A 15,600-nucleotide genomic window follows, 5' to 3' on the forward strand; every position below is an offset into this window, starting at 1 on the left:
CGCCCGCAGAATATCCGCGCCATCATGACCTTTTTGCGGGAACATGCGCCGTTCTCCAACATGGACGATGCCCACCTGGCACATTTCGCAGAGCACGCCACCCTGCAGTTCTTTGCCGACCAGGACGTGGTGATCGCCCCCGACGACGAAGTCATCCGCCAGTTCCATGTGGTCAAACAGGGCCGCATCCGCGGCGAGCGTGAGAACCCGGACACCGGTGAGACCGAAACCACGTTCGAAATCAGCCAGGGCGAGTGCTTCCCCCTGGCGGCACTTATTGGAGAGCGCCCCACCCGGACCCTGCACCGGGCTAGTGGCGACACCTTCTGCCTGACCCTCGATCACGACAACTTCGTGACGCTGTTTGCCGACAGTGATCCGTTCCGGGATTTCTGTCTGCGGGGGGTCAGCAGTCTGCTGGATCTGGTCAACCAGCGCATTCAGACCGGCGCCATGGCTTCCATAGGCCCCAGTCACTCGCTGGACACGCCGCTGGAACGCTTTGCCATTCGCAACCCCATCGTCTGCTCTCCCGATATGCCACTGCGTCGCGCTGTGGCGCGGATGCACGAGAACAGTGTCGGCAGCATCGTGATCACCGACGACGCCCGCAAGCCGGTGGGCATTTTCACCCTGCGGGACCTGCGCACAGTGGTGGCGGAGGGTACGACGTCCCTGGACACACCCATTGGCCAGGTGATGACCCAGAATCCCTGCTGCCTGCCAGCACAGGCGGATGCCTTTGAAGCGGCGATGCTGATGGCGGAGCACCACTTTGCCCACATCTGCGTCAAGGATGAGGACAATGCGCTGATCGGTGTGGTCTCGGAGCGGGACCTTTTCTCTTTGCAACGGGTCGACCTGGTCAACCTGGCCCGCACCATCGGTACCGCCAGTCACCTGCGCACCCTGGTCAGCCTGCGTTCCGAAGTTTCACGCCTGGTCGACACCATGCTGGCCCACGGCGCCGATTCCGGCCAGGTGGTGAAGATCATCACCACCCTCAACGACGTTACCGTGCGACGGGTGCTGGAGCTCAACCTGAAACGGCACGACCCCGGCATCCCGTTTACCTGGCTGACTTTCGGCAGTGAGGGCCGCCAGGAACAGACCCTGCTCACCGATCAGGACAACGGCATCCTGTTCCAGACCCCGGAGGGCATGACCGAAGACCAGGTCCGCGACGTGCTGCTGCCCTTCGCCGAGACCGTCAATCAGGAACTGGCGGAGTGTGGTTTCACCCTGTGCAAGGGCAACATCATGGCCAGCAATCCCAAACTCTGCCTCAGCGGGCAGGAGTGGGATGACTGGTTTATCCGCTTTATCGACGCCTCCACCCCCCAGAACCTGGTGTACTCCTCGATCTTTCTCGACATGCGGGCGGTATTTGGTCCCCGCGAGCCTTTGCACCAGTTATTGGACAAGGTTCTTGGACGCATCCGCGGCAACGCGCTGTTCCAGAAGATGCTCGCCGAGAACGCCCTCAACCGGCGACCGCCGTTGAACATGTTCCGTGGCTTTCGCTACGCACCGGACGGGGATCGTCACACCATCGACCTGAAGCGCCAGGGCCTGTCGCCATTTGTAGAATCGGTCCGGGTCTTTGCCCTCGCCCACGGCGTGGAGGCCGCCAACACCCTGGAGCGGATGCAGCAACTGGCCCGCAAAGGTGTGTTCGACGACAAGGATGCCAACGCCTGGCAGGAGGCCTACAGCCTGATCCAGGCAATCCGGATGCGGGCGCACCAGCAGCAGCTGGATCAGCAACAACCGTTGTCGAACTACATCAACCCGGACCACCTCAACCCGCTGGACCGGCGCATCCTGCGGGAGTCGTTCCGTCAGGCCCAGCGCCTGCAGCAAAAACTGGAAGTGACCTATCAGCTGTGACTGTACTGAGTGAGCTGCACCATGCTGGATGACTTCAAAGACTGGTTGAGCCGCACCCTGAACCGTGAGGGCCACCTCAGCCTGCCTCATCTGCCGCCACCGGAACTGCTGGCCGAACAGCCACTGGACGCCACCCGTCTGGTGGTGGTGGATCTGGAAACCACCGGCCTCAACCCCGCCAAGGACCAGGTGATTGCCATCGGTGGCGTAGCCATTGCCGGCGGCGCCATACCGCTGGGCGACCAGTTTGATCTGATCCTGCGGCGTCCGGAACTGGATATCAGCGAAACCGTGCTGATCCACGGCATCGGTAACGAAGCGCTGACCCAGGGCCATGAAACCGAAGACGCGCTCATCCACCTGCTGGAATGGCTTCAGGGTGCGCCGCTGATGGCCTACCACGCAGCCTTCGACAAACGCTTTCTGGAGAAGGCGCTGAAACAGACCCTGGGCTATACCCGGGCCCATGCCTGGCTGGATGTGGCGGAGCTGCTGCCAGCCCTGTTTCCGGAGCTGCGCGGCCGCCACAAGAGCCTGGATGACTGGTCCGAACAGTTTGGCCTGTTCGCCAGCGCCCGCCACCATGCCGCCGCCGATGCCATGGTGACCGCAGAACTCGCCCTTGTCGCCTTCAACAAGGCCCGCAAGGACGGCCTCACCACTCTGGGCGAGCTGCAGGACAAGGTGCGCACCTACCGCCGTCTGAACGCCCTGTCACGTCACTGATTCCACCCGTAAACGCCCCTTCGTCAGCGCGCTTTCCCGCCTGATCCAAATCAAATTTTTTGCCAGTTTTTGTCATTCCATCTACGGCGAAAGTAGGTATAGACCTTTTGCCAATAGCTCGCGAACGGTTGACCAGTAAAGTTAGATAAGACAACAGTCGAAAAAACGAACAACAACAAACCATGCCTTTTAAAGCACCGAATCCAACGGTATCTACAAAAACAAAACGGGAGTGCTGTTATGTCTGGTCATAGCTACGATTCCGAGAAGTACTGGAAAGCGAATCTAAGGCTGATCATCGGAAGTCTGGTGGTCTGGGGACTCGCGTCCTACGGCTTCGCAATCCTGCTCCGCCCCATGCTCGCCGGTATCCACCTGGGTGGCACCGATCTGGGCTTCTGGTTCGCCCAACAGGGCTCGATCCTCACCTTCATCGCGCTGATCTTTCACTACGCCTGGCGTATGAACAAGCTCGACAAGAAATTTGACGTCCACGAGGAGTGATCGGGTATGAGCCAATTTGCAGTCAATCTCATTTTTGTGGGGGGCTCGTTCCTCCTCTACATCATGATTGCGGTGTGGGCCAAGGCCGGTAGCACCAAGGACTTCTACGTCGCCGGCGGCGGCGTTCATCCGATCACCAACGGTATGGCGATCGGTGCCGACTGGATGTCTGCGGCATCCTTCATTTCCATGGCGGGCCTGATCGCCGCCGGCGGTTATGCGAACTCCACCTTCCTGATGGGCTGGACCGGCGGGTATGTGCTGCTGGCAATGCTGCTGGCGCCATACCTGCGGAAGTTTGGCAAGTTCACGGTACCGGAATTCATCGGTGACCGTTTCTACAGCAAAAGCGCCCGACTGGTGGCAGTGGTCTGTCTGATCGTGGCCTCGGTCACCTACGTTATCGGCCAGATGGCCGGCGCCGGTGTCGCCTTCTCCCGCTTCCTGGAAGTGGACGCCACCATGGGCCTGATAATCGCCGCCGTTGTGGTGTTTGTGTACGCGGTACTCGGTGGCATGAAGGGCATCACTTACACCCAGGTGGCTCAGTACTGTGTGTTGATTGTGGCCTACACCATCCCTGCCGTATTCATTTCACTGCAATTGACGGGTAACCCGCTGCCTCCGCTGGGTCTGTTCTCCACCCACGCCGATTCTGGCCTGCCGCTGCTGGAGAAACTGAACCAGGTCATCACCGAACTGGGCTTCAACTCCTACACCGATGACGTTCACAACAAGCTGAACATGGTGCTGTTCACCCTGTCACTGATGATCGGTACCGCCGGTCTGCCACACGTGATCATCCGCTTCTTCACTGTACCCAAGGTCGCAGACGCCCGCTGGTCCGCTGGCTGGGCCCTGGTGTTCATTGCCCTGCTGTACCTGACCGCACCGGCGGTTGCCTCCATGGCTCGCCTGAACCTGATGACCACCATCTACCCGGAAGGCACGGCGGCCCAGCCGATCGAGTACGATGAGCGTCCCAATTGGGTGCGTGAGTGGGAAGTCACCGGTCTGATCAAGTACGAGGACAAGAACAACGACGGCCGTATCCAGCTCTACAACGACACCGAAGCCTTCAAACCGCAGGCTGACGCCCGTGGCTGGAACGGTAACGAGCTGGAGGTCAACCGGGACATTCTGGTTCTGGCCAACCCGGAAATCGCCAATCTGCCCAGCTGGGTCATCGGCCTGATCGCAGCCGGTGGTCTCGCCGCCGCCCTGTCGACCGCCGCCGGGCTGTTGCTGGCGATCTCGTCGGCGGTGAGTCATGACCTGATCAAGGGGGCCATCAACCCCAGTATCTCGGAGAAAGGCGAACTAATGGCGGCACGGATCTCCATGGCCGTCGCCATCGTGGTGGCCACCTATCTGGGGGCCAATCCACCCGGGTTTGCCGCCCAGGTGGTCGCCCTGGCCTTTGGTATCGCGGCAGCATCGCTGTTCCCGGCGCTGATGATGGGGATCTTCTCCAAGCGCGTGAACAATACCGGCGCCATTGCCGGCATGCTGACCGGTCTGGGCTTCACCCTGGTGTACATCTTCGTTTACAAGGGCTGGCTGTTCATTCCGGGCACCAACAACCTGGCTGATACCCCGGAAAACTGGGTGCTGGGCATCTCCCCGCTCTCCATCGGTGCGGTGGGTGCCATCATCAACTTTGCGGTCGCCTTTGGTGTCTCCTACGCCACCGAAGAGCCGCCGGAGGAAATCCAGGACCTGGTGGAAAGCGTGCGCTATCCCCGCGGTGCTGGCAGTGCCTCTGATCACTGAGCGATAATGCAGCCTGTTGCAGAGAAGGTTCTGTAAAAGGTTGTCCCAAACGGGCTTCCTCAATGAGGAAGCCCGTTTTTTCGTTAAGGAAACAAGCTTATGTTCTGGAACTTCGTAGCCACGGTTTTCGCCGGGCTCGGCGCCGCCGGCATTGCCATGGGTATCCGCACGTTGACCATGAAGCGTGCGCCGCGCTGGATCATTCCGGTCGCCGGGGGCCTGGGAATGCTCGCCTTTCTGGTGTTTCGTGAGTACACCTGGTTCGATGAGAAACGCGCGGAACTGGCTGAAGGCATGATCATCGTCAGCCAGGAAGAAAAGCAGGTACCGTGGCGGCCCTGGAGTTACCTGGTCCCCCAGGTGATGGCCTTCACGGTGCTGGACACCAAGGAGATCAAACCCAATCAGGACAACCGGGATGTGCTGGAGTTTTACCTGTACCGTTTCGAACAGTCCTATACTGATACCGTCAACTACCAGCATCACCTCCTGAACTGCGCCACCCAGGAACTGGTGCCACTGGATGACGACAAGACACCGGTCATGTCAGGACTGCGCACACTGACGGACGATGATCGACTGTTTATTGCCGCCTGTTTCTAGGCGCCCGACACAGCACCACATACCATTGGCCGGACGGGCACTCGCCCCGTGCCGGCCTTCATTCATTTCACAGGGTCATGAGAACGCCACACTATGCTCAGCGGTTGGCTACTGGTACTGATATCCATCACTTACATTTCGCTGCTGTTCGCCATTGCCTGGGCGGGTGACCGGCACCCCACCCTTTACCGCCATCGAATCGCCCGTACCCACGTCTACGCCCTTTCACTGGCGGTGTATTTTACGTCGTGGACGTTCTACGGCGCTGTTGGCCGGGCGACCCAGGAGGGTATCGGTTTCCTGCCCATCTACCTGGGCCCGCTGCTGGTTTTCCTGTTCGGTGCCTCGCTGATCCGTCGCATCATCTATATCAGCAAACGCAACAACAGCACCTCCATTGCCGATTTCATCGCCTCCCGTTATGGCAAGTCCCAGTCCCTGGCCGCGCTGATCGCTCTGGTCGCGCTGATCGGCAGCGTGCCGTACATCTCGCTCCAGCTGAAGGCCATTTCCATGGGCTTCAATGTGCTGGCCGACAACCACCAGGTCGGCATCGGCTCGGCCCAACCCGCCTGGACCGACTCCGCCTGGTACATCACCCTGGTGCTGGCGGTGTTCACCGTACTGTTCGGCACCCGCCACCTGGAGTCCACCGAACACCACCGCGGCATGATCCAGGCTGTGGCGTTTGAATCGCTGATCAAGCTGACCGCCTTCATCGCGGTGGGCCTGTTTGTCGGTTTCGGACTCTACAATGGCTTTGGTGACCTGTTCCGGGCCGCCAGCGAGGCTGACCTGGTGGGCGTGCTGACCACCGAGAATTTCGAACCCATCCCGTTCGTGACCCAGACCCTGATCGGGATGCTTGCGATTATCTGCCTGCCCCGCCAGTTCCACGTCATGGTGGTAGAGAACACCGACCACCGGGATTTCAACGTCGCCCGCTGGGCCATGCCCGCCTACCTGATCATTGCCAGTGCGTTTGTGATTCCCATTGCCGCCGCCGGCATGCTTCACCCGGGCGTTCAGGGCAGCAATCCGGACATCATGATTCTCAACCTGCCGATCCAGGCCGGCGAATACTGGCTTGCGATTCTTGCTTTCCTCGGCGGTGGCTCGGCCGCCGCGGCGATGGTCATTGTCTGCTCCGTGGCCATCGCCACCATGGTCAGCAACGAGATCATCATGCCGGCGCTGCTGAAGTTTTTCCGCCCAAGGATGAACCAGCAGGAAGACCTCAGCCACCTGCTGCTGAGCATCCGCCGGGTCGCCATCTTTGTGGTGATGCTGACCGCTTATGGTTTCTATCGGCTGGCCAGCGAGGATTACAGCCTGACTGCGTTCGGTCTGCTCTCCTTCGCCGCCGCCGCCCAGTTCGGGCCGGCCCTGGTGGGAGGCATCCTCTGGCGTCGTGGCAATCATACCGGCGCCTTCTGGGGGCTGGTGGTCGGTTTCGTGATCTGGATCTATACCCTGCTGATTCCCGCCCTGGCCTCCACTGGCTGGCTCGACCCGGGACTGATTGAACAGGGTCTCTGGGGCCTGAGCTGGACCCGTCCTACGGCACTGATGGGGCTGGAGATGGACACGGTCAGTCACGGCACCATCTGGAGCCTGGGCCTGAATACACTTACCTACATCTGTCTGTCGTTGCTGACCCGCCAACGGGTACGGGAGAAGATCCAGATCGCCTCGTTCTTCCATGATCCGGAGCCAAAAGCCGAAACACCCCAACAGCAAGCCTGGGAAGGTGAGGTCCTCACCGCCGATCTGCAGGCCCTGGCCGACCGGTTCATGGGTGAGGAGCGCGCCGACGCGCTGTTCCGCAACTACGAACGCCGCAATGCCATCCGGTTATCACCGCAACGCCCAGCCTCTGCACACCTGATGAAGTACATCGAGCGACAGCTGGCATCGGTGATTGGCGCGTCGACCGCCCGGGTGGTGCTGGAATCCACCCTGACCGGCCGGGACATGCAGATAGAAGACGTCGTCAGCATTGTCGATGAGGCCTCGCAGGCCATGACCTTCAGCCGGGAATTGCTGCAATCGGCAATCGAGAACATCAGTCTCGGGGTGTCGGTGGTGAACCACCAGCAGCAGTTGGTGGTGTGGAACCAGAACTACCTGGAGCTGTTTTCCTATCCACGGGGGTTTGTGCGGGTGGGTCGCCCCATCGAAGATCTGATGCGTTACAACCTCACCAGCTCCAATCTCCCTGCCCGCAAGATCGACGAGATCATCGACGATCGCTGTAGCAGCATGCGCAAGGGGGAGCGGATGTCCTATGAGCGTCACCGGCCCGACGGTACCGTGATCAAGATCGACGGCAGCCCCATTCCCGGCGGTGGTTATGTCACCACCTTCCAGGACATTACCGCCATGCGCCGCACCGAAAAGGCGCTCAAGGAAACCAACATCTACCTGGAACAGCGGGTCAAAGAGCGCACCCAGGAACTGCAGATCATCAACGAGCAGATGCTCAAGGCCAAGTCGGTGGCGGAACAGGCCAACCAGAGCAAAACCCGCTTTCTGGCTTCCGCCAGCCACGACCTGCTGCAGCCGCTGAACGCCGCCCGTTTGTTCACCTCAGCCCTGGCCGGCAAGCCTCATGACCAGGAAACCAACGAGCTGGTAGAGCACATCGACAGCTCACTGAGTGCGGCGGAGGAGATCATCAGTACCCTGCTGGACATTTCCAAGCTGGATGCCGGCGCGCTGGAGCCCCAGATCACCCGCTTCCCTATTAGCGATCTGTTGCGGACACTGGCCAACGATTTCTCCGCCATTGCCGCGGATTCGGGACTGGAGCTGCATGTAATCAACAGCTCCGCCTGGGTACGGTCCGACATCAAACTGTTGCGGCGAGTGATCCAGAACTTTCTATCCAATGCCATCCGTTACACACCCAAAGGCCGTATTCTAATGGGATGTCGGCGATTACGGGGTTTTCTGCGGATTGAGGTCTGGGATACCGGGCCAGGGATCCCGGAGGACCAGCTCGCTCAGATCTTCGAGGAATTCAAACGGCTTCAGCACAACCAGGATAAGAAAGGCCTGGGGCTGGGCCTGGCCATCGTCGATCGGATCAGCGGTATGCTGGACCACCCGGTGAACGTCAATTCCGTACAGGGCCGAGGCAGTGTATTCAGCATTACCGTTCCGCTGGCGCCGGCGGATACCAGCAAACCTGCCGATACCACACCACGGCGCAGCGCCCGCAGTGTGTCCACTCTTCGGGATCTGCATGTGCTATGTATCGATAATGATGCCAAGATTCTTCAGGGAATGGAGGCTTTGCTGAACAACTGGCAATGCCAGGTAACGGCCGCCGCCAGCCTGGAGGACGCCGTGGCCAAGCTTGAGGGGCGACATCCCGCAATTATCCTGGCGGACTACCAGCTTGACGATGACAAGAATGGACTCGATGCCATGGACGCCATTCGCCAAACCTGCGATTCGGCGATTCCAGGTATCCTGATCACCGGCTACCTGGGCGCCGAGGTCAAGGAGGATGCCCTGGAACGGGGCTATCAGATCCTCTATAAACCGGTTAAACCAGCGGCCCTCAGGGCGCTTGTCAATAAACTGCTGAAACAGCGACGATCATGAACCATGACTGCCAATAGCGCCCATGACAACCCGTTCAGGAAACTCCGATATCTGATAGTCGACGACTTCGAGAGTTTCCGGCTCTCCATGCGGCAGATGCTTCGCAGCTTCGGGGTGGAGCACATCGACGTGGCCAACACTGGCGCCGCGGCGATCCAGCGCTGTACTTATGAGCACTTTGATGTGGTCCTGTGTGACTACAACCTGGGCGATGGCAAGAACGGCCAGCACGTACTGGAGGAGCTACGCCACAAGAAGCTGCTGAAGCGGGCCTCCCTGTTCCTGATGGTCACAGCCGAAACGTCCCGGGAAATGGTCATGGGAGCGCGTGAGTATCAGCCCGACGCCTACCTGACCAAACCGATAAACCGGGCAATGCTCGAAAAGCGCCTCGGCAGTCTGGTGGAACAGCGCAAAGCGCTGCTACCAATCAACCGGGCCATCGATCTGGAGAACTACCCCGAAGCCATATCCCTCTGCCTGCAGGCCCTTCCCAAGCAGCCCCGTTACAAGACCTGGCTGCTGAAAACCCTGGCGGATCTCTACCACCGGGTGGGCGATTTCAGCCATGCCCAGAAGATCTATGACGATGTGCTGTCGCAGCGGGACCTGTCGTGGGCCAGATTGGGGCGGGGCAAAGTGCTGCTGGCCCAGAAACACTACGATGACGCCGTGACCGAGCTGAAATCTCTGGTTGAGGATCATCCGGACTTTATGGAGGGCTACGACCTGCTGGCGGCCGCCCTGGAGCATCAAGGCAAACTCGCCCAGGCCCAGCAGGTGCTGGGCAAAGCGACAGAACTGTCGCCAAATGCGCTGTTGCGCCAGAAGCACCTGGCGAGTGTGGCAGAAGCCAACCAGGACCTGGAGACCGCCTCCGGCGCCTGGAAGCGTACCGTTCAACTCGGAGTTCTCTCCATTCACGACAATGCGGACAACTACCTGGCCCTCGGGCGAACGCTGAGTGACCTGAGTGATGGTGATCAGACGGACACCGGCAAGCAGCGTGCCGAGGAGGCTCTGAATACCCTCTCACGCATGGAACGGCGTTTTGACGACGATCCCGAGTTGGTGGTTCGCAGCCGCCTGGTACAGACCCGGGTTCATGCCGGTCAGGGTCGGGCGCGAGACGCCGAGCGCTGCCTGCAGGACATCAGCGCAGAACTGGAAGGCAATGAGGGAATGAGCGCCGACACCGGGCTCGACTATGCCCGCACCCTGTTCCGTCTCGACCGACAGACCGACGCCAAAGCCGTACTCGCCCAGCTGGCGCAGGCGCACGAAGACGATTCCGATGTTCTGCAGCAGATCGAAACCCTACTGGATGAACCGGTGAGTTTCCGGCAGCGGATGCAGGCTCGTAACCTCAACCGGGCCGGCATCAAGGCATTTGAGGACGGTCAGTTGGAGGAGGCCGCCAGTGCCTTCCGGGAGGCTCTGAACGTCGTGCCCAACCATACCGCACTGAACCTCAACCTGGTCCAGGTACAGATGAAGCAGTACCACAACGACACCAGCCGACGAGCTCTGCTGGCCGACTGCCGGCGCCTGCTTAACAACCTGGCAGGCCTGCCCGAACAGCATCGCCAGTATCGTCGCCTACTTGCCCTCAAGAAAAAGCTGGAGAGCCTGCAGCATGACTGATGCCCAGAATCCATCTGCCTTATCTGCCAAGAACACGAGCCAAGCGGATCAGTCCATCGACTTTTCGATGGTGATCGCCTCGGCGGTGCACGACATGAAAAATTCGCTGGGCATGCTGCTGAATTCCCTCGATGAACTGCGCCAGGAGCACGGTGAGCAGCTCAGCGGTACCCGGGGATTCAATACGCTCCAGTACGAAGCTGAACGCGTCCACAACGACCTGGTTCAGTTGCTGGGCATCTATCGTCTGGGGGAGCAGACACTGTCTGCACACATTGAGGAACACTTTGTCCCTGACTTCCTGCAGGAGAACCTGGCTCGACACACCCCGTTGCTGGACGGACTGGGCATCCAGTGCTCCGTTGCCGCCGACGACCTGCTGGGCTTCTTCGATGAAGACCTGTTAACCGGGGTGCTCAACAACACCATCAATAATGCCATTCGCTATACCCGAAGCCGCATCCATCTCACGGCGCGACAGCAGGATGACTATCTGGTGATTGGGGTAGAGGATGACGGGCGAGGCTATCCGGAAAGCATGCAGCACTCCGGCCCGGTCAGCTTTGGTTCTCTCGATTTCAACAGCGGCAGTACCAGCCTGGGGCTGTTCTTCGCCTCGACGGTGGCTCAGCTCCACAACCAGGGTGGCCGCAAGGGGGAAATCCGGCTGCGCAATGGCGGCCAGTTTAGTGGCGGCGTTTTCGAGATCTGGTTGCCCTGAAACCCTTGTCGGGAAAACCTCGGGAGCGATTGGGGAACCCTATCCAGTACCAGGTCTCATTTCCCTTCCTGGTGCCAGGAAGTGACTTGAATCTGTCCGCCCGGGACGTTAGTTTTCGATACTAATTATAATCGCACGGATGTTGAGGGGTCGCCGTGATCAGTGCAAGGAGACCCCATGTCCCGTGGACGCGCCCTGATAGTTGAAGACTCCGCAACCGCGCGGATTATCCTTACTCGCCTGCTGGAGCGAGCCGACGTCGCCGCCATCGGTGTCGCAACCGCAGAAGCCGCTCTACCCCTGTTGAAACAGGACGTCTTCAATGTGGTCTTTATGGACCATCTGCTACCTGGTATGAACGGACTGCAGGCCCTCGCTGAAATCAAGCGTCATCCCGAGACCCGGGACATTCCGGTCTTTATGTACACCTCCCAGTCCGCCGAACGGTACCTGCAGGAGGCAAAAGCGCTAGGGGCCTCAGGGGTGATTCGCAAGCAGGTCGACCGCCATCAGCTGCTTCACGCCCTCGACACCATCTTCACCCGACAGGATGCCCTGCCCGCCACAGCGGACCCGGTAGCGACGCAGGAGCCTGCCCTGACAATACCGATGCCTGAAGACTCAAACCATAGCTGGTCCGGGCGACTGGCAACCCTGGAGGTCGCCTACGAAGAAACCGACGATGCCCTGACCCAGCTGCGCCGGGCGATGTTGAGTCTGGAGCTGCGTCACCAACAGCAGATTCAGCAACTCCAGAAACGCCATCGTCGATTGACCTTGTACGGCAGCCTGGCGTTTGTGGCGGTGCTGGTACTGACCTTCTGGCAGTACCAGGCAACGTCCGATCTTGGTCAGCGCTTGGACAGCCAGGTAGCCTTGATACACCGGATCCTGGGGGGCGTGCTGGAATGGATGAATGGCGTACAGTAGCCGGTTTCAGTCCGTTCGCTCAGCCTGCCTTGATGGCGTTATGTCGATGGATTTTTGCAGGCAATAAAAAACCCCAACATCAAAGATGCTGGGGTTTTCGGTATTAAGAGCCTGACGATGACCTACTCTCGCATGGGCAAGTGCCACACTACCATCGGCGCAGGTCTGTTTCACTTCTGAGTTCGGGATGGGATCAGGTGGTTCCAGACCGCTATGGTCGTCAGACAAAAAGGTTGATCACTGGGAAGGATGAGAAAGCGAGATATTGATTTCAGGTTATCCGCAATTGTCTTGGGTGTTATATAGTCAAGCCGCACGAGCAATTAGTACTGGTTAGCTCAACGCCTCGCAGCGCTTACACATCCAGCCTATCAACGTCCTGGTCTTGAACGGCTCTTTAGGAGGCTCGAGGCCTCGGGGAGATCTCATCTTGGAAGGGGCTTCCCGCTTAGATGCTTTCAGCGGTTATCCTGTCCGAACATAGCTACCGGGCAATGCTTCTGGCGAAACAACCCGAACACCAGAGGTTCGTCCACTCCGGTCCTCTCGTACTAGGAGCAGCTTTCCTCAAATCTCCAACGTCCACGGCAGATAGGGACCGAACTGTCTCACGACGTTCTAAACCCAGCTCGCGTACCACTTTAAATGGCGAACAGCCATACCCTTGGGACCGGCTTCAGCCCCAGGATGTGATGAGCCGACATCGAGGTGCCAAACACCGCCGTCGATGTGAACTCTTGGGCGGTATCAGCCTGTTATCCCCGGAGTACCTTTTATCCGTTGAGCGATGGCCCTTCCATACAGAACCACCGGATCACTATGACCTGCTTTCGCACCTGCTCGACGTGTCTGTCTCGCAGTTAAGCGGGCTTGTGCCATTACACTAACCGCATGATGTCCGACCATGCTTAGCCCACCTTTGTGCTCCTCCGTTACGCTTTGGGAGGAGACCGCCCCAGTCAAACTACCCACCACACAGTGTCCTCATCCCCGATAAGGGGACCAAGTTAGAACCTCAAACATGCCAGGCTGGTATTTCAAGGTTGGCTCCACCAGAACTGGCGTCCTGGTTTCAAAGCCTCCCAGCTATCCTACACAAGCATGCTCAAAGTTCACTGTGAAGCTATAGTAAAGGTTCACGGGGTCTTTCCGTCTAGCCGCGGATACACCGCATCTTCACGGCGATTTCAATTTCACTGAGTCTCGGGTAGAGACAGCGCCCCCATCGTTACGCCATTCGTGCAGGTCGGAACTTACCCGACAAGGAATTTCGCTACCTTAGGACCGTTATAGTTACGGCCGCCGTTTACCGGGGCTTCGATCAAGAGCTTCGCACGAGTGCTAACCCCATCAATTAACCTTCCGGCACCGGGCAGGCGTCACACCCTATACGTCCACTTTCGTGTTTGCAGAGTGCTGTGTTTTTAATAAACAGTCGCAGGGGCCTGGTATCTTCGACTGGCTTCTGCTCCACCCGCAGGGGTTTCACATACAACCAGCGTGCCTTCTCCCGAAGTTACGGCACCATTTTGCCTAGTTCCTTTACCCGAGTTCTCTCAAGCGCCTTGGTATTCTCTACCTGACCACCTGTGTCGGTTTGGGGTACGGTCTCGAATCACCTGAAGCTTAGAAGATTTTCCTGGAAGCATGGCATCAATGACTTCATTCCCTAGGGAACTCGTCGTCGCATCTCGGAATTGAGGACCCGGATTTGCCTAAGTCCTCTTCCTACTTGCTTAAACCGGGACAACCGTCGCCCGGCTCACCTAGCCTTCTCCGTCTCTCCATCGCAGTGATCCAAGGTACGGGAATATTAACCCGTTTCCCATCGACTACACCTTTCGGTCTCGCCTTAGGGGCCGACTCACCCTGCGCCGATTAGCGTTGCGCAGGAACCCTTGGTCTTCCGGCGTGGGGGTTTTTCACCCCCATTGTCGTTACTCATGTCAGCATTCGCACTTCTGATACCTCCAGCATGCTTCTCAACACACCTTCGCAGGCTTACAGAACGCTCCCCTACCCCGCATACAAAGTATGCAGCCGCAGCTTCGGTGACCAGTTTGAGCCCCGTTACATCTTCCGCGCAGGCCGACTCGACTAGTGAGCTATTACGCTTTCTTTAAAGGGTGGCTGCTTCTAAGCCAACCTCCTAGCTGTCTGAGCCTTCCCACATCGTTTCCCACTTAACTGGTACTTGGGGACCTTAGCTGGCGGTCTGGGTTGTTTCCCTCTTCACGACGGACGTTAGCACCCGCCGTGTGTCTCCCGGATAGTACTCACTGGTATTCGGAGTTTGCATGGGGTTGGTAAGTCGGGATGACCCCCTAGCCCAAACAGTGCTCTACCCCCAGTGGTATTCGTCCGAGGCGCTACCTAAATAGCTTTCGGGGAGAACCAGCTATCTCCGGGCTTGATTAGCCTTTCACTCCGATCCACAAGTCATCCCCTGGCTTTTCAACGACAGTGGGTTCGGTCCTCCAGTGCCTGTTACGGCACCTTCAACCTGCTCATGGATAGATCGCCCGGTTTCGGGTCTAATCCCAGCAACTATACGCCCTATTAAGACTCGGTTTCCCTACGGCTCCCCTAGACGGTTAACCTTGCTACTGAAATTAAGTCGCTGACCCATTATACAAAAGGTACGCCGTCACAGAACAAGTCTGCTCCGACTGCTTGTACGCATACGGTTTCAGGGTCTATTTCACTCCCCTCACAGGGGTTCTTTTCGCCTTTCCCTCACGGTACTGGTTCACTATCGGTCAGTCAGGAGTATTTAGCCTTGGAGGATGGTCCCCCCATGTTCAGACAGGATATCACGTGTCCCGTCCTACTCGATTTCACTGAACTCAGGTTTCGGATACGGGGCTATCACCCACTATGGCGGCTCTTTCCAGGGCCTTCTCCTACCAGTCGTCCAGCTTAAGGGCTGGTCCCCGTTCGCTCGCCGCTACTTAGGGAATCTCGGTTGATTTCTTTTCCTCGGGGTACTTAGATGTTTCAGTTCCCCCGGTTCGCCTCTTACACCTATGGATTCAGTGTAAGATACCGACCCGAAAGTCGGTGGGTTTCCCCATTCAGAGATGTCCGGATCACAGCTCGTTTGCCAGCTCCCCGAACCTTATCGCAGGCTTCCACGTCTTTCATCGCCTCTGACTGCCAAGGCATCCACCGTATGCGCTTAGTTGCTTGACTATATA

9 protein-coding genes and 2 rRNA genes are annotated in these 15,600 nt (G+C 58.6%); 9 read left to right on the forward strand and 2 right to left on the reverse strand.

The features are described from left to right. The first annotated feature begins 24 nt into the window (after window positions 1-24). From J2887_RS13285 to J2887_RS13325, 9 genes are all read left to right on the forward strand, one after another. Window positions 25-1,890 (forward strand): putative nucleotidyltransferase substrate binding domain-containing protein, encoded by a 1,866-nt coding sequence (locus tag J2887_RS13285; RefSeq protein ID WP_227176125.1) that lies wholly within the window; start codon window positions 25-27, stop codon window positions 1,888-1,890. Window positions 1,891-1,911: 21 nt separating this feature from the next. Next, window positions 1,912-2,616: a PolC-type DNA polymerase III gene (locus J2887_RS13290; RefSeq protein ID WP_227171598.1), complete on the forward strand. Its 705-nt coding sequence runs from the start codon at window positions 1,912-1,914 to the stop codon at window positions 2,614-2,616. A gap of 240 nt (window positions 2,617-2,856) precedes the next feature. After that, window positions 2,857-3,120, forward strand: a complete 264-nt coding sequence (locus J2887_RS13295) for a DUF4212 domain-containing protein (RefSeq protein ID WP_227171599.1) — start codon at window positions 2,857-2,859, stop codon at window positions 3,118-3,120. Between the two features lie 6 nt (window positions 3,121-3,126). After that, entirely contained in the window at window positions 3,127-4,893 is a 1,767-nt protein-coding gene (locus tag J2887_RS13300; RefSeq protein ID WP_227171600.1) for a sodium:solute symporter family protein, read from the forward strand. A 99-nt stretch (window positions 4,894-4,992) separates the two neighbouring features. Continuing rightward, window positions 4,993-5,496, forward strand: a complete 504-nt coding sequence (locus J2887_RS13305; protein WP_227171601.1) for a hypothetical protein — start codon at window positions 4,993-4,995, stop codon at window positions 5,494-5,496. Window positions 5,497-5,589: 93 nt separating this feature from the next. Beyond that, window positions 5,590-9,108, forward strand: coding sequence for a NahK/ErcS family hybrid sensor histidine kinase/response regulator (locus J2887_RS13310; protein WP_227171602.1), 3,519 nt, complete (start codon window positions 5,590-5,592; stop codon window positions 9,106-9,108). 3 nt (window positions 9,109-9,111) lie between these two features. Further along, complete coding sequence (locus J2887_RS13315; protein ID WP_227171603.1) at window positions 9,112-10,752, forward strand: response regulator; 1,641 nt, start codon at window positions 9,112-9,114, stop codon at window positions 10,750-10,752. Further along, window positions 10,745-11,473, forward strand: coding sequence for a sensor histidine kinase (locus tag J2887_RS13320; protein ID WP_227171604.1), 729 nt, complete (start codon window positions 10,745-10,747; stop codon window positions 11,471-11,473). Before J2887_RS13315 ends, J2887_RS13320 begins: the two co-directional genes overlap by 8 nt. A 177-nt stretch (window positions 11,474-11,650) precedes the next feature. Further along, window positions 11,651-12,403, forward strand: a complete 753-nt coding sequence (locus J2887_RS13325) for a response regulator (RefSeq protein ID WP_227171605.1) — start codon at window positions 11,651-11,653, stop codon at window positions 12,401-12,403. 109 nt (window positions 12,404-12,512) lie between these two features. Here the strand turns inward: J2887_RS13325 and rrf are convergent. Then, a 5S ribosomal RNA gene (gene rrf, locus J2887_RS13330) occupies window positions 12,513-12,628 on the reverse strand. Window positions 12,629-12,705: 77 nt separating this feature from the next. Next, window positions 12,706-15,595: ribosomal RNA gene (locus tag J2887_RS13335) — 23S ribosomal RNA — on the reverse strand. Window positions 15,596-15,600 lie beyond the last annotated feature (5 nt).

Source organism: Marinobacter sp. CA1, assembly GCF_020546665.1.
GTDB lineage: Bacteria > Pseudomonadota > Gammaproteobacteria > Pseudomonadales > Oleiphilaceae > Marinobacter > Marinobacter xestospongiae.

What these genes read in the sequence shown, in the direction of transcription:
- J2887_RS13285 (WP_227176125.1), top strand. Translation starts at nt 25, where the DNA reads ATGACCTTTTTGCGGGAACATGCGCCGTTCTCCAACATGGACGATGCC.
- J2887_RS13290 (WP_227171598.1), top strand. Translation starts at nt 1,912, where the DNA reads ATGCTGGATGACTTCAAAGACTGGTTGAGCCGCACCCTGAACCGTGAG.
- J2887_RS13295 (WP_227171599.1), top strand. Translation starts at nt 2,857, where the DNA reads ATGTCTGGTCATAGCTACGATTCCGAGAAGTACTGGAAAGCGAATCTA.
- J2887_RS13300 (WP_227171600.1), top strand. Translation starts at nt 3,127, where the DNA reads ATGAGCCAATTTGCAGTCAATCTCATTTTTGTGGGGGGCTCGTTCCTC.
- J2887_RS13305 (WP_227171601.1), top strand. Translation starts at nt 4,993, where the DNA reads ATGTTCTGGAACTTCGTAGCCACGGTTTTCGCCGGGCTCGGCGCCGCC.
- J2887_RS13310 (WP_227171602.1), top strand. Translation starts at nt 5,590, where the DNA reads ATGCTCAGCGGTTGGCTACTGGTACTGATATCCATCACTTACATTTCG.
- J2887_RS13315 (WP_227171603.1), top strand. Translation starts at nt 9,112, where the DNA reads ATGACTGCCAATAGCGCCCATGACAACCCGTTCAGGAAACTCCGATAT.
- J2887_RS13320 (WP_227171604.1), top strand. Translation starts at nt 10,745, where the DNA reads ATGACTGATGCCCAGAATCCATCTGCCTTATCTGCCAAGAACACGAGC.
- J2887_RS13325 (WP_227171605.1), top strand. Translation starts at nt 11,651, where the DNA reads ATGTCCCGTGGACGCGCCCTGATAGTTGAAGACTCCGCAACCGCGCGG.